Annotated in this window: 16 protein-coding genes and 1 pseudogene; 10 read left to right on the top strand and 7 right to left on the bottom strand. The window is 62.0% G+C overall.

What is annotated here, in order from left to right; all coding sequences use genetic code 11:
• Positions 1–24: 24 nt before the first annotated feature.
• Positions 25–399, top strand: coding sequence for a DUF423 domain-containing protein (locus tag NKI99_RS19075; protein ID WP_127258136.1), 375 nt, complete (start codon positions 25–27; stop codon positions 397–399).
• 573 nt (positions 400–972) lie between these two features.
• Positions 973–2052, top strand: coding sequence for a LacI family DNA-binding transcriptional regulator (locus NKI99_RS19070; RefSeq protein ID WP_128305702.1), 1080 nt, complete (start codon positions 973–975; stop codon positions 2050–2052).
• Between the two features lie 2 nt (positions 2053–2054).
• Here the strand turns inward: NKI99_RS19070 and NKI99_RS19065 are convergent, their stop codons facing one another.
• The gene (locus NKI99_RS19065) at positions 2055–3266 is read right to left on the bottom strand and encodes an OpgC family protein (protein WP_352611692.1); all 1212 of its coding nucleotides are present in this window, start codon (positions 3264–3266) and stop codon (positions 2055–2057) included.
• Positions 3267–3467: 201 nt separating this feature from the next.
• Between NKI99_RS19065 and NKI99_RS19060 the strand changes: the two genes are divergently transcribed.
• Positions 3468–4130, top strand: a complete 663-nt coding sequence (locus NKI99_RS19060) for an alpha/beta hydrolase (protein WP_352611691.1) — start codon at positions 3468–3470, stop codon at positions 4128–4130.
• A 26-nt stretch (positions 4131–4156) separates the two neighbouring features.
• On the opposite strand, the gene sthA is transcribed toward NKI99_RS19060, so the two are convergent.
• Positions 4157–5545, bottom strand: coding sequence for a Si-specific NAD(P)(+) transhydrogenase (gene sthA, locus NKI99_RS19055; RefSeq protein WP_352611690.1), 1389 nt, complete (start codon positions 5543–5545; stop codon positions 4157–4159).
• 208 nt (positions 5546–5753) lie between these two features.
• Here sthA and NKI99_RS19050 point away from each other — a divergent pair, with 208 nt between their 5' ends.
• The 3 genes from NKI99_RS19050 (at position 5754) to NKI99_RS19040 (ending at position 8155) form a co-directional block, all read left to right on the top strand.
• Positions 5754–6224, top strand: coding sequence for an RDD family protein (locus NKI99_RS19050; protein WP_352611689.1), 471 nt, complete (start codon positions 5754–5756; stop codon positions 6222–6224).
• A gap of 140 nt (positions 6225–6364) precedes the next feature.
• Positions 6365–7129 carry an arginyltransferase gene (locus tag NKI99_RS19045; protein ID WP_023810205.1) on the top strand — a complete coding sequence of 255 codons (765 nt, stop codon included), beginning with the start codon at positions 6365–6367 and terminating at the stop codon, positions 7127–7129.
• A 129-nt stretch (positions 7130–7258) separates the two neighbouring features.
• Positions 7259–8155, top strand: coding sequence for a DMT family transporter (locus tag NKI99_RS19040; protein WP_352611688.1), 897 nt, complete (start codon positions 7259–7261; stop codon positions 8153–8155).
• A 12-nt stretch (positions 8156–8167) separates the two neighbouring features.
• Here the strand turns inward: NKI99_RS19040 and NKI99_RS19035 are convergent, their stop codons facing one another.
• Positions 8168–9382 carry an AI-2E family transporter gene (locus NKI99_RS19035; RefSeq protein ID WP_352611687.1) on the bottom strand — a complete coding sequence of 405 codons (1215 nt, stop codon included), beginning with the start codon at positions 9380–9382 and terminating at the stop codon, positions 8168–8170.
• A 318-nt stretch (positions 9383–9700) separates the two neighbouring features.
• Positions 9701–11953 (bottom strand): DNA topoisomerase IV subunit A, encoded by a 2253-nt coding sequence (parC, locus tag NKI99_RS19030; protein ID WP_352611686.1) that lies wholly within the window; start codon positions 11951–11953, stop codon positions 9701–9703.
• Between parC and NKI99_RS19025 the strand changes: the two genes are divergently transcribed.
• Positions 11909–12178 (top strand): hypothetical protein, encoded by a 270-nt coding sequence (locus NKI99_RS19025; protein ID WP_352611718.1) that lies wholly within the window; start codon positions 11909–11911, stop codon positions 12176–12178. The genes parC and NKI99_RS19025 overlap by 45 nt on opposite strands.
• 103 nt (positions 12179–12281) lie before the next feature.
• Positions 12282–13472, top strand: a complete 1191-nt coding sequence (locus NKI99_RS19020) for an aq_1923 C-terminal domain (protein WP_352611685.1) — start codon at positions 12282–12284, stop codon at positions 13470–13472.
• A 63-nt stretch (positions 13473–13535) separates the two neighbouring features.
• Here NKI99_RS19020 and NKI99_RS19015 read toward each other — a convergent pair.
• The 3 genes and pseudogenes from NKI99_RS19015 to NKI99_RS19005 form a co-directional block, all read right to left on the bottom strand.
• Positions 13536–14895, bottom strand: a pseudogene (locus tag NKI99_RS19015) (IS3 family transposase).
• Positions 14896–15019: 124 nt separating this feature from the next.
• On the bottom strand, positions 15020–16810 hold the full coding sequence (aspS, locus tag NKI99_RS19010; protein ID WP_023810199.1) for an aspartate--tRNA ligase: 1791 nt from the start codon (positions 16808–16810) through the stop codon (positions 15020–15022).
• 147 nt (positions 16811–16957) lie between these two features.
• Positions 16958–17824, bottom strand: a complete 867-nt coding sequence (locus NKI99_RS19005; protein WP_352611684.1) for a LysR substrate-binding domain-containing protein — start codon at positions 17822–17824, stop codon at positions 16958–16960.
• Positions 17825–17865: 41 nt separating this feature from the next.
• On the opposite strand from NKI99_RS19005, the gene NKI99_RS19000 reads away from it, so the two are divergent.
• Together NKI99_RS19000 and NKI99_RS18995 are read left to right on the top strand one after the other, a co-directional pair.
• Positions 17866–18834: a DMT family transporter gene (locus tag NKI99_RS19000; RefSeq protein WP_352611683.1), complete on the top strand. Its 969-nt coding sequence runs from the start codon at positions 17866–17868 to the stop codon at positions 18832–18834.
• Positions 18835–18967: 133 nt separating this feature from the next.
• Positions 18968–20209 carry an MFS transporter gene (locus NKI99_RS18995; RefSeq protein ID WP_352611682.1) on the top strand — a complete coding sequence of 414 codons (1242 nt, stop codon included), beginning with the start codon at positions 18968–18970 and terminating at the stop codon, positions 20207–20209.
• Positions 20210–20277: the final 68 nt, after the last annotated feature.

Here is a 20277-nt window from a genome sequence, read left to right as displayed (position 1 = left end):
CTCGGATGCCACGGAGCCACGGACATGAGCACGGCCGAGCAATTTTCCGGCGCCAGCAGCCGTATCCTCGTGCTGGCCAGCGGCCTCTGCGGCGCGGCGGGTGTGGCGCTGTCGGCCGCGGCGGCGCATCTGGGTGGCGCCTTCGTCGGCACCGCGGCATCGTTCCTGCTGATGCACGCGCCGGTCTTCCTTGCCGCCGGACTGCTTGGCGCAAACCGGATCCTGCGCATCGCCAGCCTGATCCTGCTGGTTGGGCTTCTGCTTTTCTGCGGCGATCTGCTAGCCCGCGATTTCATCGGGTCGCGACTGTTCCCGCTGTCGGCGCCGATCGGCGGCACCCTGCTCATCGCCGGCTGGCTGGCGATCGCTGCCTCGGCATTGGTGCGCGCACGTTCCTGAACGCCTCTGGGCGCCCTGCCCGATAAACAGACCTCCGCCTGTCAAACGTCGTTTGCCGGGCCGTTAGTTCTGCCGGGGCTCGGGCTGGATGACCAATTCGCGATTGCGCCGCCGGAACCTTGCCAACCGACGCCGCTCCGGCCGTTCGGAAGCCGGCGCGATGCCCCAATAGTTGCGATAGATGTCTTCAAATAGATAGCTCACGGGATGCATGATGTGCACTCCTTCCAGTGTTTGAATCGATCCAATCGATGGGCACGAAAAACCGCCCCGCTCAGCTCCGCTTGCGCTCCACAAGGAACCGCAGCTCGCGGACCCATGGACCGGCTTTGCCACGACGCCTCTGCGTCGCGGTGTTCGACGAGATGCTCCAGTCGTTGCGGTAAATGTCTTCGAACAGAAAATTGACGGGATGCATGACACAACTCCCTGCTTGATGTTGAATCGATCCAATCCTGACGACCGGCATTCCCTTGGATCGATTCAAACATAGGCCTTATCGAGGCTTCGATCAAGTCAAAATTTGAACCGATCCAACGAAAGTGTTAGATGGGAAGAATTCAGGAGACGAAGATGGCGCCACTTATCTCTGCAAAGACAAGACCGGTCCGGTTGGCGGACATCGCCAAGGCAGCCGGCGTATCGCACGGCACCGCGTCCAACGTGTTCGCCCGTCCGGAGATCGTGCGCGAGGAGGTCCGCGAGCGGGTCAAGGCGGCAGCCGAGGCCATGGGATATGGCGGCCCCGATCCCAAGGGCCGGCTGCTGCGCGCCGGCAAGGTCAATGCCATCGGTGTCGCGACCGCGGAACCCCTCTCCTATTTCTTCGACGACCCCTTTGCCCGGGTGATGATGGCCAGCATCTCGCAGGCTTGCGACGCGACCGGTGCGGGGATTTCGCTGGTCTCCGCAGCCAACAACGAACAGCTTGCCTGGAACATACAGAGTGCGCTGGTCGACGGTTTCATCGTCTTTTGCGTCGATGGCGGTTCAAGGCTGGTCGAACTGGCGCGTGAACGCAAACTCCCCTTTGTCGCGCTCGATCTCGATTCGGACGACGACGACGCCGTTGCAGCGATCGGCGTCGACAACATCGCCGGGGCTGGCCTGGCGGCCCGCCACCTGACCGAACTCGGACATCGCCGCTTTGCCGTGCTTGCCCTGCCCGTCGCGGACTCCGGCTTCGGCCCCACCACAAGGGAGCAGATGGAGAAGGCCCTCTATTCCGGGACGCGCGACCGCCTGCGTGGCTATTTCGCGGAACTCTCCCGCGTCGACATCGACGTCGAGCGTGTGCCGATCTACGAAACCGTCAATGACGAGGAAAGCGTGCGGGCCGGCCTCGATCATATTTTCGCCGGCGCCGAGACCCCGACCGCCATCCTGGCTATGTCAGACAGGATGGCCTTGCATGCATTGGACTGGCTGCGGCAGCGTGGCGTCACGGTACCCGGCGACGTTTCGATCGTCGGCTTCGACGGTGTTCCGGAAGGAGCGGTTTCCAGTCCGCCGCTGACCACGATCGTCCAGCCGATCGCCGAGATGGGCCGTCTTGCCGTCAAGGCGATCCTTGAAAATGATGGCTCATTCAGCCGGCAATCGCTGCCGGTCCAACTCGTGGTGCGAGCTTCATCCGGCCCCTCGCCCGCCTAAGCTCAACGGCCCATTCTTGTCGCCATGGTCGGCATCGCGAAGGATGCAGCATGGACGGGCGGTGCGGCGTGAGCCGGCCTGCTTTTGGCGGACCAGCCAAGTCCCGAAAGCCATTCGAGATAGTAGGCAAGCGCGAACTGCATGACGATGCCGGCCGATATCAACAGGCTGTCATAGGCAAATCCGCCCGGATTGATCAGCTTCAGCACCTGCGCCGCCATCGCGAGCACCGTGCCGGCAATGAAAACCGGCAGCGATCGTTTGCCCAATATGGCAAGCGGATGATCGCGTCCGGTGCGAAACAGGTTCGAGACCGCCGGGAATGCCACGATCAGGTAGCTCACCGCCAATATATGCAGCAGCCTCGGCAGCGACAGAAACGTCTTGTCGAAGCCGGTCAGCACCGGAGGCAGGCCAAACCAGGAGATATGCCCCCAAAGCGGGCTGTGCACCCAGACCAGTGCCACAGCGGTGTAGGCCAAGGCAGCGCCAACCAGCCAGCGATTGACCGGGATGGTACCGCCGCGACGCGCATGCAATGCACCTGCCAGGCCGATGTTGAAAAGGAACTGCCACGACAGCGGGTTGAGAAACCAGAAGCCGGGCTCGGGATAGTTGGGCGGAGCAATTTGATAAACCCCCGCGACCAGCCACAGGGCGCCGGAGGCGACCAGTGCCAAGACCGGCCGATAGCTGACAATGAGCAGGAACACCGGCGTCAGCAAGAGCAGCACCGCATAGACGGGCAGTATGTTGTTGTAGCCGAGTTGGTGGCCGAGCGTCACGATGCCGATCAGCACCTGCGGCGTATTCTTGATCAACGGCTCGATGTTGATCATCGTCAGAAGCTCCGGCCGCCTGACGAACACTGCCGCCGCGCAGAAGATGGCCATCACCACCATGGTGGTGACGATGTGGGCGGCATAGAGGACACCGGCGCGGCGCCACATCTTCAACGTTGCCAGCAGCCGGTTTCCAGGTTGGAATTTCCTGCCATAGGCAAGTGCGACCGAGATGCCGGAGATCAGTACGAAGACTTCCGCCGCATCGGAAAAGCCGAAATTCTTGTAGGTCAGATACTCGAAGGCGGTACCTGGCACATGGTCGACATAGATGGTCAGCAAAGCGAGAGCACGGAGCACGTCTATGCGCGTGTCGCGCTCAGTGCGATCCGGGACACGCGCATCGCGGTCCGGGGAAATCTGGGTGGTCATCGACAAAAAGGCCTCAAAGCTGGTTGTTCATACCGCGCAATGCGACCCCCGGCGCACCGCTTCGATTCCTCCCGAAGGAATGTTATCGGCGGAGAAACGGACTGTAATGCGCCCGGTTCAATCAACTTTCGCGGAGCTTGAAAATATTGCGTTTTGAAGCCGGCAAATGAGCGAAACCTCATATAATCAAGAGGATGCGCGATGATCGAAGAGACCTCACAAGATGGTGCGCTGCGGCGTGATCTCGCCTTCAGCTACCGGCTTTACAGCCCGGCGGATTCAACCGGCGAATGTCTCTTCCTGCTGCATGGATCGGGTGTCGACGAGACGACATTGGTGCCGCTGGCACGGGAGATCGCACCGCGGGCCAAGCTGATCACGGTGCGTGGCCGCATTGTCCAGGAGGATGGTTTCCGCTGGTTCGGGCGCATCACGCCGACGCGCTTCGAACAGCACAGCATCCGCACCGAGACCGATGCCTTTGCGGGCTTCGTCGCCGACGCGGCCAGACGCCACCATCTCGATATCTCACGCGCGACGTTCCTCGGCTATTCGAACGGCGCCAATCTGATTTCGAGCCTGATGCTGCTGCATCCGGCTCTTATAGAGCGCGCCGCACTGCTGCGGCCGATGCCGGTGCTCGATGATGTGCCGGCGACGGATTTGTCAAAGGTGCGCGTCCTGATGATCGCCGGCGCCGCGGATCTCACCTATTCGCCCTTCGCCCCTGCTCTGGTGACATTGCTCAGCCAGCATGGCGCCGAGATCGACGCCCGGATTGTCCCATCAGGTCATGAATTCGGCAGCGCTGACGCGGCAATCGTCAGGCAATGGCTGCGGGGATCGGCGGCGCAGGCAGGCTGACGGACTCACCAGCATGACCAGTCTGCCTACCCCCGTCCCATCCTGTTCCAGGCATCCAGTCCGGCGATCTTGTAGGCTTCGGCAAGCGTCGGATAGTTGAAGGTGTTGTTGACGAAGAAGTCGACGGTGCCGCCGAGATTGATCACCGCCTGGCCGATGTGGATGAGTTCGGTGGCGCCCTCGCCGATGATGTGCGCGCCGAGCAGACGGCGCGTTTCGATCGAAAAGAGCAGCTTCAGGAAACCGGTGTTGACGCCCATGATGTGGCCGCGCGAGGTTTCGCGAAAGCGCGCCACGCCGACCTCATAGGCCGCACCGCTTTCACGCACCTGTTCCTCGGACTGGCCAACCGTCGAGATTTCCGGCACCGCATAGATGCCATAGGGGAATGTTTCCGGTGGCGGCGGCAAAGGCACGCCGAAGGCATGGCAGGCGGCTACCCTGCCCTGCTCCATCGACGTCGAGGCCAGGCTCGGAAAGCCGATGACGTCGCCGGCGGCGTAGATGTTCGGCACTCTGGTCTGGAACGTATGCGGATCGACCTTGATACGGCCCCTGGAATCGGCGTCGATACCGACCACATCGAGGCCCAGGCTGCCGACATTGCCGGTGCGACCGGCGGCGTAGAGCACGACCTCGGAACGGATAGTGCGGCCATCGGCCAGTTCCACCTCGGCGACATCAGGCTTGGAGCGGATTTCCTTCACCGCGCTGCCCAGCCGGATGGTCATGCCACGATCGCGCATCTGGTGAATGAAATCGTCGACGATCTCGCGGTCGACGAAATCGAGGATGGAGTTGCGCGGCTCGACCAAGGTTACCGGCACGTCAAGCGCGGAAAAGATCGTGGCATATTCGACCCCGATGACGCCGGCGCCGATCACGGTCAGCGTGCGCGGCAAGCGATCAAGCTCCAGCATCTCGTCACTGTCGAAGATGCGGGTCTTGTCGAAAGGCACGTCGCGCGGCCGGTGCGGCCTGGTGCCGACCGCGATCAGCGCATTGGCAAAACCGACCTCGCTGTAGTCGCCGGTGTCGGTGGTCAGGCTGACCTTGTCGGGGCCAAGGAATTTCACCGCAGCCCGGGCGCTCTTGACCGTGTTGCGCATGAACTGGTGCTGCAGCACCTCGACCTCATGGTCGAGCGTCTTGTGCAGGCGCTCGACCAGATCGCCGACCGAGATGTCTTGCTTGACCCGGTAGCCGCGCCCGTAGAAGCCGCGCTCACGCCAACCCGAAAGGTTGAGCACCGTTTCGCGCAGCGTTTTCGACGGGATGGTGCCGGTATGCACCGAGACACCGCCCAGACGCCGGCCGCGATCGACCACCAGCACCGACTTGCCGAGCTTGGCCGACTGCACCGCGGCCCGACGACCGGAAGGGCCGCTGCCGATGACCAGCATGTCGTAGTCCATATTGCCCCGTCCCCTGCCATGTGCGCTTTTGCTGCGCCGCAGCAAGCTAATGCTATCCGCGCCGCAAGTTCAACCGGTTCAGATTGCGCCTGGCGCCTTGAAGGCCGGCGCACCGCAAGAAGCCCGATCTTGATTCCGCCACAGGCCTTCACCATTTCATGGCTGAGCGGTCCGCACCCTATGTCGGACCTTGTTACGAGGAAATGACATGGACGCGCGCGTTCTCGACAGCGAAATCATCACCAGCAGGCTCGACGATGTCAGGGCCTATGACGGTGTGCGCACGAAGCGCATTCTGGCTTTCGTAATCGACTATGTCATCGTCGCGCTGCTTACCATTCCGTTTGCCATTCTGGTGTTCTTCCTCGGGCTTTTGACCCTCGGGCTTGGCTGGATGCTGTTCGGCATCCTGGTACCGGCCGTCGCCATCCTCTACATCTGGAACACGCTGGGCAGCACCGACCAGGCCACCACGGGCATGAAGATGATGGGCATCCGCCTTGACCGGCTCGACGGCAGGCCGATCGACGGCCTCACCGCGGTCGTCCATTCGGTGCTGTTCTGGGCCGGCAATGTCATCCTGTCGCCGCTCGTCCTGCTGGTGACGCTGTTTTCCGACCGCAAGCGCACCTTGCACGATCTTTTGCTTGGCACGGTCGTCAGCCGCACCGACCGCTGAAACGGCCCTCTGAAGAGCAGTCGCAACCGATTGAGCGTAAATGTGAAGGCGTCGAGTCGACCACGCCCACACAATCCTGTTGAATTTTTCGCCGTCCGCGCCAAAGGTAGAGCGATTCGAAGGAGTGTTTCCAAGGCTCGATGACGCAGCATCCGACCCAGTCGCCGCAGTTCTTCCTGACCGCGCCTTCGCCGTGCCCCTATCTCGACGGCCAGTTCGAGCGCAAGGTGTTCACGCACCTGGTCGGCGACAAGGCGGCGGAGATGAACGACCTCTTGACGCAAGGCGGCTTCCGGCGCTCGCAGAATATCGCCTACAGGCCGGCCTGCGAGACCTGCCGCGCCTGTGTTTCGGTACGCATCCTCGCCCAGGAATTCGTCGCCAGCCGCAACATGAAGCGCGTGCTGCAGCACAATTCCGACCTCGTCGGCCACATGCACAATGCCGAGCCTTCGACCGAACAATATTCCCTGTTCCGCAGCTATCTCGACGCCCGCCACCGCCGTGGCGGCATGTCCGACATGACGGTGCTCGACTATGCGATGATGGTCGAGGATACCCATGTCGACACCAAGGTGATCGAGTATCGGCGGCGTGGACCCGATACGTTCATCACCGGCAAGGGACAGGGCGAGCTGATCGCGGTGGCGCTCACCGACAAGATGGCCGACGGCCTGTCGATGGTCTATTCCTACTTCAATCCCGATTTCGAGGAACGGTCGCTCGGCACGTTCATGATCCTCGACCACATCGCCCGCGCCAGGGCGATGGGCCTGCCCCATGTCTATCTCGGCTACTGGGTCAACGGCTCGCGCAAGATGAATTATAAGATGCGCTTCATGCCGCAGGAGCATCTCGGCCCGAAGGGCTGGGAGCGCTACACCAACGAAGCGGTCGCGCGCTGATTAGTCTTTCCCAAGTCCGGGCTTAAACATTTTCAATCGAGACGATGCTGGTCTTTCCGCTGGTTGGCGGAGAGCGTGAGATTGCGCCGGTCCGCCATCCTCTCCCGAATTCATTGTGAAAGTCGCTGCATGTCATCTCACGATACTCACACCAAAGGACTTCTGCTCACCGCATTTGGCGGGCTGACGCTGACCGTGGATATCCCGCTGATCCGGCTCGCCCACGGCGAGGCGTGGACAATCTTGCTGCTGCGCACCGGCTGCACCTTGGCCGCGGCACTGATCATGTGGACCATCTGGCGCTCGTTCAGCAAGAATGCGCCGCAGCTTGTCCCGGGCTGGTCTGGTCTGATCGTTGCCGCGATCTACGGGCTCGGCGCGATTGCCTTCATCACCGGCGTCTACAACACTTCGACCGCCAACCTGGTTTTCATCCTGGCCTTCACCACCATGTTCGCCGCGCTGCTTTCATGGGTGTTCCTGAAGGAGCGGCCGCGGCCGCTGACCCTTGCGGCATTGGCCATGATGATTGTCGGCGTCGTCATCATCGTCGGCGATTCCGTCGGCACCGGACATCTGTTCGGCGACCTGATGGCATTGTGTTCGGCCTTCCTGATCGCCTGCGCCATCACCATCTCGCGCGCCAGCGGCAAGGACATGGGCTTTACCTCACTGATCGGCGTCGTCCTGCCTTTAGGGCTGGCGGCGTTCATGGTCTCCAAGACCGGCTTTCAGGTGGAGGCGCCATGGTGGATCATCCTCAACGGCGCCGTCATCATGCCGATAGCGTTCTTCTGCCTTGCCACCGGGCCGAAATACATTTCGGGCCCTGAAGTGGCGATGTTCTACCTGCTTGAAACCGTGCTGGCGCCAGTCTGGGTGTGGATGATCTTTGCCGAAACACCGACGCGCAACAGCCTGATCGGCGGCGGGATCCTGATCGTCACACTGGTCGCGCATTCGCTGTGGCAACTTCACGAGGGACGCAAGCGGCGTGGCGACCTTGCGGTGCAACATCCGGTCTGAGGTGCGTTGAGATCAAGCGCTGGCCTTCTTCGCCACGTCAGGTTCCGGCAGGACCTCGATTTGCGGACCGGCTTCGATTTCGGCTGCCGAGCCCGGGACGATGTCGTCGGCCATTTCAACCTCGCGCAGCCATTCGCGCCAGATCGCGACCAGCAGGGCCATCAGCACCGGGCCGATGAACAGGCCGAGAAACCCCATGGTCTTGACGCCGCCGATCAGCCCGAAAAAGGTCGGCAGGAACGGCAGTTTTATCGGCCCGCCGACGAGCTTCGGGCGCAATGTCTTGTCGACGATGAACAGTTCGACCGCACCCCAGATGAACAGCGCCAGCCCGGCCATCGGCGACCCGCTGGCGGCGAGGTAGATCGAGACCAGCGTGAAGGACAGCGGTGCACCGCCGGGGATCAGCGCCATGACGCCGGTCAGGGCGCCGAGTGTTACCGGTGACGGCACGCCGGCCAGCCAGTAGGCAATGCCCAGCACCAGGCCTTCGCCGATGGCGATGACCGTCATGCCGGTCACCGTCGACGAGATCGTTGCCGGCACGACGCGCGAGATCCGCTCCCATCTGGTCGGCAGGATGCGCTCGCCGAGACGGTCGACCTGGCCGGCAAAATGCTCGCCGTCGCGATAGGCGAAGAACAGCGCGATCATCATGAACAAAAGCGTCAACAGCAGCCCGAACGCGCTGCCGCCAGCCGCCAGCACACCGCGATAGATGCTGCCGATATTGGCGCCGCTGACCAGCTGGATCAGTTCACCAATGCCGCCCGGATGGCCGAAATTGGTCGTCCACTGCTGGTTCAGCCACTCGCCCACGACAGGCAGCGTGACGATCCAGTGCGGTGTCACCGCGCCATGACGGTTGGTCTCGATCGCCCAGGCGACCCATTCGCGGACCTCGTTGATCGCATAGGTGCCGGCGAGCGCGATCGGGATCACCAGGAAGGCGAGGATGAAGAGGATGGCTAAGGTCGCGGCGATGGTGCGGTTGCCACTGACCGCGACAAGCAGGCGGCGGTAGAGCGGCCAGCTGGCGAAAGCGATGACGAGCGCCGCCAGCACCGGAAACAGGAAGCCGTGGAAGAAATAAACGCCGGCGGCGACGATCAGCACCAGCAGCCAGCGCGCCGCCGACAGCGGCGGGATGACGGCGGACCTGAGCGGCGTCGACAGGCCGAACAGGCGTTGCTGCCGTTCCGGTTTCTGGATTCTGGATTCCTTCAAACGCCTGCCTCTCTCAAACACCCTTCCCGCTTATGCACTGATATAGTGCAGCAATCGTGACGATAGTCCAAATGGTGATGGAGTTGCGCGCGCCATTGGCGTCGCCGCGGGCCAGCACCCCCCTCTGTCCTGCCGGACATCTCCCCCGCAAGGAGGGAGATTGGCTGTCATGTCGGCTTTCGCAAATCGCCAACATTGGAAAGCGGGCAGAAAGGGCGAAGCTTCCGATCTCCCCCCTTGCGGGGGAGATGTCCGGCAGGACAGAGGGGGGTGTGAAGGATTGCTAGCGCCTGAGATTTTCAAACCTGAAAACTGCCGCTACCCAAATTTCCCCGTCCTCGGGAATCCCTTCGGCACCATGCGTCCGGCTGAGGCGCGGGCGCCGATCCACTCAGTCAGTTCCTCACGCGACCGGATGAAAGTGCGGTCGGCCGAATCCTGCCAGGATAGGCCGGTCTCCAGCGTGAACGGCTTGAGGTCGAGAAGGCCGCCATCCTTGTATTTCTGCAGCCGCACGCCCTTGCCGCGGCCCATTTCCGGAATCTCGGAGAGCGCGAACACCAGCATCTTGCGGTTCTCGCCGACGATGGCGAGATGGTCACCGGTGACCGGGATGCAGCGCTTGGCTTCGTCCGGCGCCTTGACGTTCATCACCTGCTTGCCCTTGCGGGTGTTGGCGACGACTTCCTCTTCCGGCACGATGAAGCCATTGGCATCATGCGAGGCCAGCAGCAGCTTGCGTTTCGGGTCATGAACGAAGGCGGTGACGATGTCCTGGTCATTGTCCATATCGACGATGATGCGGATCGGCTCGCCATGGCCTCGCCCGCCAGGCAGCCGGTCGGCGCCGATGGTGTAGAATTTGCCGCCGGTGGTGAAGACCAGCACCTTGTCGGTGGTCTGGGCATGGAAGGCGAGCTTGAGGCTGTCGCCCTCCTTGAAGGTCAGCGTCGAGAGATCGGCCAAATGCCCCTTCATCGCCCGCAGCCAGCCTTTTTCCGAAACCACCACGGTGACCGGTTCGCGCTCGATCATGGCATGGGCAATGTCGGTCAGATCATGCTCGGGCGCGTCGGCGAATTGCGTGCGGCGCTTGCCGAGCTCGGTCTCCGGGCCGAACTTGTCGCGGATGTTGGTGACTTCCCACTTGATCGTCGCCCACTGCTTCTCGTTTGAAGCAAGCAGTGCCTCGATCTGTTTTTTCTCCGCGCTCAGGCCATCGAATTCCTTGCGGATCTCGAATTCTTCAAGCTTGCGCAGCGCGCGCAGGCGCATGTTGAGAATGGCTTCGGCCTGGTTGTCGGTGAGCGACCAGCGGGCCATCATGACCTGCTTTGGCTCGTCCTCCTCGCGGATGATCCTGATCACCTCGTCGATGTTGAGGTAGGCGATCAGGTAGCCGGCAAGTATCTCCAGCCGTCTTTCGATTTCGCCGAGCCGGTGTTTCGAGCGGCGGATCAAAACCTCGCGGCGGTGCTCGAGCCACTCCTGCAGCACGCCCTTCAGCGACAGCACGTTGGGCACCTTGCCGCGCGACAGGACGTTCATATTGAGCGGGAAGCGGCTTTCGAGCTCGGTCAGCTTGAACAGCGATTCCATCAGGATGCCGGGATCGACCGAACGGCTCTTCGGCACCAGCACGACGCGGACGTCCTCGGCGCTTTCGTCCCTGATGTCCTCGAGCAGCGGCAGCTTGCGTGCCATCAGCAGCTCGGCGATCTTCTCGATCAGCCGCGCCTTCTGCACGCCGTAGGGGATTTCGGTGACGACGATGCTCCAGGTGCCCCTGCCCTGGTCCTCCTGGAACCACTTCGAGCGCACGCGGAAACCGCCGCGGCCGGTTTCGTAGGCTTCGAGGATCGAGGCGCGGCTGTCGACGATGATGCCGCCGGTCGGGAAATCCGGCCCCTGGACAAAGTCCATCAGCTTCGCCACCGGCGCGTCCCGGTTTTCGATCAGGTGCAATGCGGCATCGCAAAGCTCGGCGGCGTTGTGGGGCGGGATCGATGTCGCCATGCCCACCGCGATGCCGGACGAGCCGTTGGCCAGCAGATTCGGAAAGGCGCCGGGCAAAACCACCGGCTCCTCGTCTTCTTCATTGTAGGTCGGCCGATAATCGACGGCATCCTCGGTGATGCCGGACAACAGTTCGGTCGCCACATCGGTCATGCGCGCTTCGGTGTAGCGCATGGCGGCGGCGTTATCACCGTCGATGTTGCCGAAATTGCCCTGCCCGTCGACCAGGGGATAGCGCATCGAAAAATCCTGCGCCAACCGCACGAGCGCGTCATAGATCGACTGGTCGCCATGCGGGTGGAACTTGCCCATCACCTCGCCGACGATGCGGGCGCATTTGGCAAAGCCCTGGTCGGGGTTGAGCCGCAGCAGGCGCATGGCATGCATGATGCGGCGATGGACCGGCTTCAGTCCGTCGCGCACGTCGGGCAGCGCCCGGTGCATGATGGTCGACAGCGCATAGGCGAGATAGCGCTCTTCCAGCGCCTTCTTCAGATCGACCGGCTCGATATGATCGCCACCGCCATTTTCAGGCGGCAAAAGCCTTTTTCCCATGGGCTCGGACTAGCCGAGCGGGTGATTCTCGGCAAGAGCCCGACAGAGATACCGGCCCTTCTGCAACATGAAACCGCACCGCGGGGGATGTCGGCCAACATCAGGCTGTTACATGCGGGTTCTATGGCCAAGCGTGACGATATCCGGCTATCGGCTCTTCATGACAAATTCACCGGTTTGCGCAAAGACGGCGGGATCAGGTTTGCCTTTCACCGCGATTTTTGACCATTGTGCCGGGACACGCCTTTTTCCGGTCCAGTTCGTCACGGAATGGTGATGGCGCAAATAATTGAAAAAACAATTTCAGGACACTCTCAGGGACCTTGCGATGACAATCAAACGCTCAACTCTCAAGAAACTGGCTTTTTCGACCTTCTTGCTCACGCTGCCGCTGAATGCGGCCCTCGCACAGGATACGGCAGTGGCCGACCGGCTGAAGGCCGCGCTTGTCGCACAAGGTGTCGACATCACCTGGACCGGCGTGACCGGCGACAACACCAGCATGGTGCTGCAGGGCGTTGCCATCAAACCGGCGGCGGAGAAGGAAGCGCTTCCCATCGGCGACGTCAAACTCGAAGGTGTGACCGAGGCAAATGGCGGCTATGCCATCGCCACCGTATCGACGGCTGCCTTCACACACAGCAAGGACGGCGTCACCCTCGACCTCAGCCCCTTCGTCATCCATGACATGACAGTTCCGGCCGACGGCGCCACCGGCCCGCTCGGCTCGCTGATGATGTACAAGTCCGCCGAACTCTCGAACATGACCGTCAAGGTCGCCGACAAGACCGCCTTCTCGATGGACGGGCTTGCCATCGAAATCACGCCGCCGGCGGACGGCAAGGCAATGGAATTCACCGCCACCACGGAAAAATTCAACGCCGACCTGACGCTGGTGGACGATCCCAAGTCCAAGGAAGTCATCAACGCGCTCGGCTACCAGAACATCGCGGGCAATCTCGAAATGGCCGGCACCTGGCAGCCCACGGACGGCAAGATGGAACTGTCGAAATACGACATCTCGGTCGAGAATGCCGGCACGCTCGGCATGACCTTCAATCTCGGCGGCTACACGCTGGATTTTATCAAGTCGCTGCAGGAAATGCAGAAGAAGATGGCGGCACAGCCTGAAGGCGCCGACAATTCGGCGCAAGGCATGGCCATGCTCGGCCTGTTGCAGCAGCTTTCGTTCAACAGCGCCTCGATCCGCTTCGACGACGATTCGCTGACCAACAAGGTGCTGGACTATGTCGGCAAGCAGCAAGGCATGTCCGGCAAGGACATCGCCAACCAGGCCAAGGCGATAGTGCCGTTCGGCATGGCGCAGCTCAACAACCCAGAACTGACGGCGCAGGTTACGGCCGCGGTCAGCAAATTCCTCGACGATCCGAAGAGCCTCGAAATCTCGGCCGAGCCGCCGGCATCCGTGCCGTTCGCACTGATCATGGCGGGCGCCATGTCCAACCCGCTCGACCTGCCGAAGACGCTCGGCGTCACCGTCAAGGCCAACGAAGACTGATCGAAGCGATCTTAAGATGCGAAAAACCCGCCTGTGTGAACTGACCCCTTAAAGTTGGACAGTTTAAGGTGGCGGCAGATTTAAGGGCTGGGTTCTGTATTGCACAGGGCTCAGCCCTTTCAGTTTCAGTTTGATGCGATCATGATTGTAGTAGTGGATGTAATCCTCGATGCTGGCCTTGAGGCTCTGAACGTTCTCGAAGGTATTGGGGTAGAAGAGCTCGGATTTGAGTGTTGCGAAGAAGCTCTCGATAGGTGCGTTGTCGAGGCAATTGCCTTTGCGTGACATGCTCTGGGCAATGCCTCGTGCCTGGAGCCTGCGCTGGTAGGCAGGCGTCTGATACTGCCATCCCTGATCGGAGTGTAGGGTGGGCCGTTGGGTTTGGTCGAGCCGGTCCAGCGCTCTGGCGAGCATATTTTCCACCAGCTTGAAGAGCGGTCGCCTTGCGGTCTCGAAGGCGATGATCTCGCCATTATAAAGGTCCATGACCGGTGAGAGATAGAGCTTGTCGCCCGCCAGGTTGAACTCCGTCACATCGGTCACCCATTTATGGTTGGCGCTGTCAGCGTTGAACTGGCGTTGAATGAGATCGGGAGCCGTCCTTCCGATGCCGCCTTTGTAGGAGCGATACTTCTTCGGCCTGACCAGCGACTTCAATCCCATCTCCACCATCCGACACTGCACCGCCTTGTGATTGACGACATGACCGAGCCGGCGCAGTGCAGCAGCCACCCGGCGATAACCGTAGCGGCCCTTGTGGCTGTCGAAGACGGCTCTGATCTTCTCCTTGAGACCAGCATGGCGGTCGACGCGGGACGCCTTCTGTCGATAGTAGAACGTGCTGCGGGAAAGCCCTGCCAGTTTGAGCAGACCATCGAGCGGATAGAGCAGCCTTAACGCTTGGACAGCTTGCGCTTTTTGGGCGCGTGTCCCTGCGTTAAGGCCTCCAGTTTTTTTAGGTAGGCGTTCTCCATGCGCAGATGGTTCAGTTCCGCAAGCAGCTCTTCGCGGCTCTTGGTCTCATCACTCTGCGCCACGGGCGGCTCGCCAGGCGACGGCGGGTCTGACATCGATCGCGGCCTTCCTCTGCGGCGCGGCGCGAGCGCCTCTATCCCACCGGCTTCGTAGCGCCTCTCCCAGTCCGGAAGGCAGCCGGCGTTGCGGATATTGAACAGCGCGGCCGTCTGTCGGCAGGACAGTCCATCCTCCCACATCCGGTGCAGAACCGACAGCTTGAACTCGCCGTCATAGTGGCTGAGCTTGCGAGCGAGGCCGGCAACCCCGTGCGCTTGATAGCTCGCAACCCATTGCGCACCGTCGCAGCATCTACGCCGTCGGCTGCACCGGCGCTCGCATAGCTCTCTTCACCACTCAAATAACGATCAACAACAGTGCGCTTCAAACTCTCGCTGTGTTTGGACATGAAAACCCCCGAAGGTGGATGTCCAACTTTCGGGGGTCAGTTCAGCGTGGGGGGCTTTTTAACGGGATTAGCGAATCGAAAGAATCGGTTCGGGCGGTTCTTTAAGGCATCGCCCGAAGCGCGATCAGGCGTCCTTCTTGGGCACGGCAACGCGCAGCGCCAGCTCGCGAAGCTGCTGCGGGCTCGCTTCCGACGGTGCGTTCATCAACAGATCGTAGGCCTGCTGGTTCATCGGGAACATGGTGATCTCACGCAGGTTCTTGGCGCCGAGCAGCAGCATGACGACGCGGTCGACACCGGCGGCCATGCCGCCATGCGGCGGCGCGCCATACTGGAAGGCACGATAGAGGCCGCCGAAGCGCTCCTCGACCGTGGCGCGATCCAGCCCGACCGTCTCGAACGCCTTGACCATGGTTTCGGGCAGATGGTTGCGGATACCGCCGCTGGCGATCTCGAACCCGTTGCAGACCATATCGTACTGGAACGCCTTGATGCCGAGCAGGTCCTCGCCATTCAGCGCATCGATGCCACCTTGCGGCATCGAGAACGGGTTGTGGGCGAAGTCGATCTTCTTCTCTTCCTCGTTCCACTCGAAGAACGGGAAGTCGACGATCCAGCACAGTTCGAAACGCTCGCGATCGACAAGGTTCAGTTCCTCGCCGGCGCGCGTGCGCGCGGCACCCGCAAAGGAGACGAATTTCTTCGGATCGCCTGCAACGAAGAAGGCGGCGTCGCCATCGGCAAGGCCGAGTTGAAGGCGGATCGCCTCGGTGCGCTCCTCGCCGATGTTCTTGGCGAGCGGGCCGGCGCCTTCGAGCTTGTCGCCCTCCTTGCGCCAGAAGATATAGCCCAGCCCCGGCTGGCCCTCGCCCTGCGCCCAGGAATTCATGCGGTCGCAGAAGGCGCGGCTGCCGCCGGTCTTGGCCGGAATGCCCCATACTTCGGCCTTCGGATCGTTGGCCAGGATGTTGGCGAACACCTTGAAGCCGGAATCGCGAAAATGGTCGGAAACGGCCTGCATCTCGATCGGGTTGCGCAGGTCCGGCTTGTCGGAACCGTACTTGCGCATGGCGACATCATAGGGGATGCGCTGGAATTTCTGCGTCACCGGCTTGCCGTTGGCGAAGGTCTCGAAGACCCCGCGCATGACCGGCTCCATGGTCGACAGCACGTCGTCCTGTTCGACGAAGCTCATTTCGAGGTCGAGCTGGTAGAATTCGCCGGGCAGACGATCGGCGCGCGGATCCTCGTCGCGGAAGCAGGGCGCGATCTGGAAATAGCGGTCGAAGCCCGACACCATGATCAGCTGCTTGTACTGCTGCGGCGCCTGCGGCAGCGCGTAGAAGGTGCCGGGGTGGATGCGCGACGGCACCAGGAAGTCGCGCGCGCCTTCCGGCGACGAGGCGGTGAGGATCGGCGTCGAGAATTCGGTGAAGCCGACATCGCCCATGCGCTTGCGCATTTCCGCGATGATTTTTGTCCGCGCAATGATGTTCTTGTGCAGCGTCTCGCGGCGCAGGTCGAGAAAACGGTATTTCAGCCTGATATCCTCGGGATAGTCGGGCTCGCCGAACACCGGCAGCGGCAATTCCTTGGCCGCCGACAGCACCTCGATCTCGCGGGCGAATATCTCGATCTCGCCGGTCGGCAAATTGGCGTTGGTGGTCTCGGGCAAGCGCGCCTTGACCTCGCCGTCGACCCGAATGACCCACTCGCCGCGCACGGTCTCGGCAACCTTGAAGGCAGGCGAATCCGGATCGGCGACGATCTGGGTCAAGCCATAATTGTCGCGCAGGTCGATGAAGAGCAGGCCGCCATGATCGCGCACGCGATGCACCCAGCCCGACAGGCGAACGGTCGAGCCGACGTCGCTCTTCCTCAACTGGGCACAGGTATGGCTGCGGTAACGGTGCATTGTCATTGGTAAAGTCCGGGGTGCTCTAGTTGCCGGCCGAGGCATCACGGCCCGGCCCTGAAAATTTGCGCGAAAAGCGCATGGGAGGCCGGATTTGTCAAGGCAAGCGGCCCGTGTTGGTATCTTGGTTCCGCTTTCCCAGGCGACCTATGAGCCCAGTGCCGATAGCCGAAGACGCTGGGCAAGGTGCTCGACGACCAATGCAGCGCTGGCGGACGACGTTGCGGCATGATGAAGGCGAATTTCCGCCCCCGGCAGCGGGGGCACATGCCGGCCGGGATGGACATCTCGCAGGCCAGGCGCAAGCATGCTGCCTTTGACCACGGTGACCGCCAGGCCCTGTTCGACAATTGCCTCCGTGGCTGAGAGGCTCGGGCTGACATAGGCCAATCGCCATGGCCGGCCTGCCTTGTTGAGCGCCTCAATGGCCCAGGAGCGAAACAGGCAATCGGGGCTCGACAGAGCTACGGGCAGCGGATCGAGCTCCTCGACAGCCCGCGTCGCCGCCGCCGCCCAAATCGCCCTTTCGCGGCATATCAAATCCCCCTCGGTCGTGCCTTCCGGGTGCATGGCGATGACGGCGTCGAACGACGACCCAAGTCGTTTCAGGAGCCGGGCGGTGAGACCAATCTCCATTTCGACCTGCACCAACGGAAATCGCTCGGCGATGCCGGCAAGGAGGCGCGGCAGGATCTTGGTGCCATAATCTTCCATGACCCCGATACGAACCTGTCCGGCCACCTGCTGACCGGAAACACGCGCAATCGCCTGCTCATTGAGAGCAAGAATGCGGCGGGCATCGATCAGAAAGCCCTCTCCGGCGGCGGTGAGTTCAACGCGGGCTGTCGAGCGTCGGAACAAGATGGTCTCGATGCGCTCCTCAAGACGTTTCACCTGCAAGCTGACGGCCGCCTGCGTTCTGTTGAGCTGCTCGGCGGCTCGCGTGAACGAGAGGCGCTCGGCAACGACGACGAAGGCCCGCAGAAGGTCCGGATCGAGATTCGGGATGCTCATAGTGGAATGTTATCAAACTCATTGAGCTTATTCGATTCCTTATGGCCCGCCTGCCCGATATCCGTGGTTCAGAGTTGGCTAGGTCAGGAACCATGGAAATCACAGGAGTGCTCGCCGCGATTCTCTCCAGCGCTTTTGGGGGCACCGCCGTGGGCGCAACGCGATATCTCGCGGGCACGCTCGATCCTCTCGCTATCGGTGCGGTCCGGTTCGGCGGCGGCTTTCTGGTTTTGGCCGCCGTAGCTCTCTGGCGACGAGACAGGTGGCCGCCGAAGAGCGACTGGCTCGGCACTGGTGCATTGGGTCTTCTGTTCTTCGGGCTGTTTCCGGTGCTCTTCAATGGAGCCCTTGTCTACACGACGGCCGCGCGAGGTGCGCTTGCGCTTTCGACACTGCCTCTGCTCACAATGCTTGCCGCGGCAGTTCTGAGGATCGAGCCGCCGACCATCCGCAAGATCGTCGGTGTCCTGATCGCAATGGCAGGGGTGGCCGTAGCGCTCGGCACGAGCCTGACGACTGCTCCCCCAGATGCCTGGCGCGGAGATCTCCTCATGGTCGCGGCCGCTTTCTGCATGGCGCTCTACAACGTCTGGTCGAGACCATTTCTATCCCGCACCGCGCCAATCCCGTTCGTGGCGTTTGGCATGGGCGTGGGCGCGGTCTGCCTATCGGTCCTGGTGGTTTCGAACGGAGGCTTCGCGCGACTTGCCACTCTCAGCGCACCTCAGTGGATCGCGAGCGCATATCTGGCCATAATTTGCGGCGCCTTCATTTTCTTCCTCTGGGCATTCGCGCTCGGGCGCGCGTCGCCGACACTGGTTGCCGTCTCCGTTGCGGTTAATCCGGTGACGGCATCGATCTTCGGTGTTGTCTTCCTGGGCGAACAGGTAAGCGCGAATCTGATTGTCGGGCTGGTGGCAGTCCTCGCAGGAATAGGCATCGCAACGGGAGCAGCCGAGCGGCTCAGCCTGTGGCCCGACGATCGGCAGTCACGTCGAAGGCAGCCTTGAGCGCTGACCAAGCAAAACGCGGAAACGAATCCAGGCGAATACAGCGATCATCCCTGTTGGCGCAGGGAATTGCTGCTGGCGTTGGCCAGGGTGATGGTCCAAGAAGGGATCACCGACACGTGATCGCCCCTTCATGTCCTCCATCCGCCCGATGATCCCGCTTCTTCTTGCCGCCGGCATTTTGCTCGGCGGCAATGGGCTGCAGAGCACGCTAATCGCGCTGCGCGGCGCGCAGGAAGGGTTTTCGGCTTCCGACATCGGCCTGATGGGCACCTTCTACTTCGCCGGATTCCTGCTCGGCTGCCTGGCCATCACCCGCATCATGAAGGCGGTCGGCCATATCAGGGCATTTTCGGCGCTGGCGGCAATCGCCTCGGTCGGCACCTTGCTTCTGGTGCTGGTCATCGATCCGGTGATGTGGTGCGCGGTGCGCCTTGCCGGCGGCTTCTGCTTCGCCGGGCTGTTCACCATCGTCGAAAGCTGGCTGAATTCCGGCGTCGGCAATCACGACCGGGCACGCGTGCTGGCGATCTACCGGATGGTCGACATCGGTTCGGTGACATCAGCCCAGTTCCTGATCCCGGTCTTCGGCGCCGGCGGTTTCGCCATCTTCGCCATCATGTCGATGATGATCACCTTGTCACTGGTGCCGGTGTCGCTCGGCGACCGCTCCAACCCGGCACCACCCGATGAGGTCAAGCTCGACCTGGCGCGCGTCTGGCGGATTTCGCCGCTGGGCTGCTTCGGCTGCATCGCCGTCGGCGTCACCAACAGCGCCTTTCGCACCCTGTCGCCGGTCTATGCCGAGCAGATCGGCATGTCGGTCGCCGATGTCGTCACCTTCGTCAGCGTCGGCATTTTCGGCGGCGCCATCATCCAGTATCCGCTGGGTTACCTCTCCGACCGCTGGGACCGGCGCCGGGTGCTGCTGATGACGACGTGCTGCGCGATGTTCTCGGCGCTGGCGCTGGTGTTCATCGCCGGCAGCAATCCGGCGCTCAACTTCATCTTCATCTTCATCTTCGGCTGTTTCGCCATGCCGCTCTATTCGCTGTCGGCGGCGCATTCCAACGATCGCGCCGACACGGGCGAGTTCGTGCTGATCAACGCGGCGCTGATGCTGTTCTATTCCTTCGGCGCGATTGGCGGCCCGTTCGCCGCCTCGACCGCGATGCAATATTTCGGACCGGGCGCCCTGTTTGTATTCAGCGCGGTGGTCTATGCGATCTTCATCGCCGTCATCCTTTACCGCATGCAGGCCCGGTCTGGCGTGCCTGCAGGCAGGCGCGGCCGCTTCACCGCGCTCCTGCGCACTTCGACGGTTTTCGCGCGGCTGGCCAGGAGAAACGACGATTCCGATGGTCCGGGAACCTGATGATGGCGGTGCCAAAGCTTGACGAAAGCCCCGGCGGCTGAAATCTAGGAAGACCTTACTCCTGTCAA

Origin of the sequence: Mesorhizobium sp. M0239 (genome assembly GCF_040321815.1) — a bacterium.
Lineage (GTDB): Bacteria > Pseudomonadota > Alphaproteobacteria > Rhizobiales > Rhizobiaceae > Mesorhizobium.
Note: the sequence above shows the minus strand (reverse complement) of the source record. Positions and strands in the feature narration are given on the sequence as shown.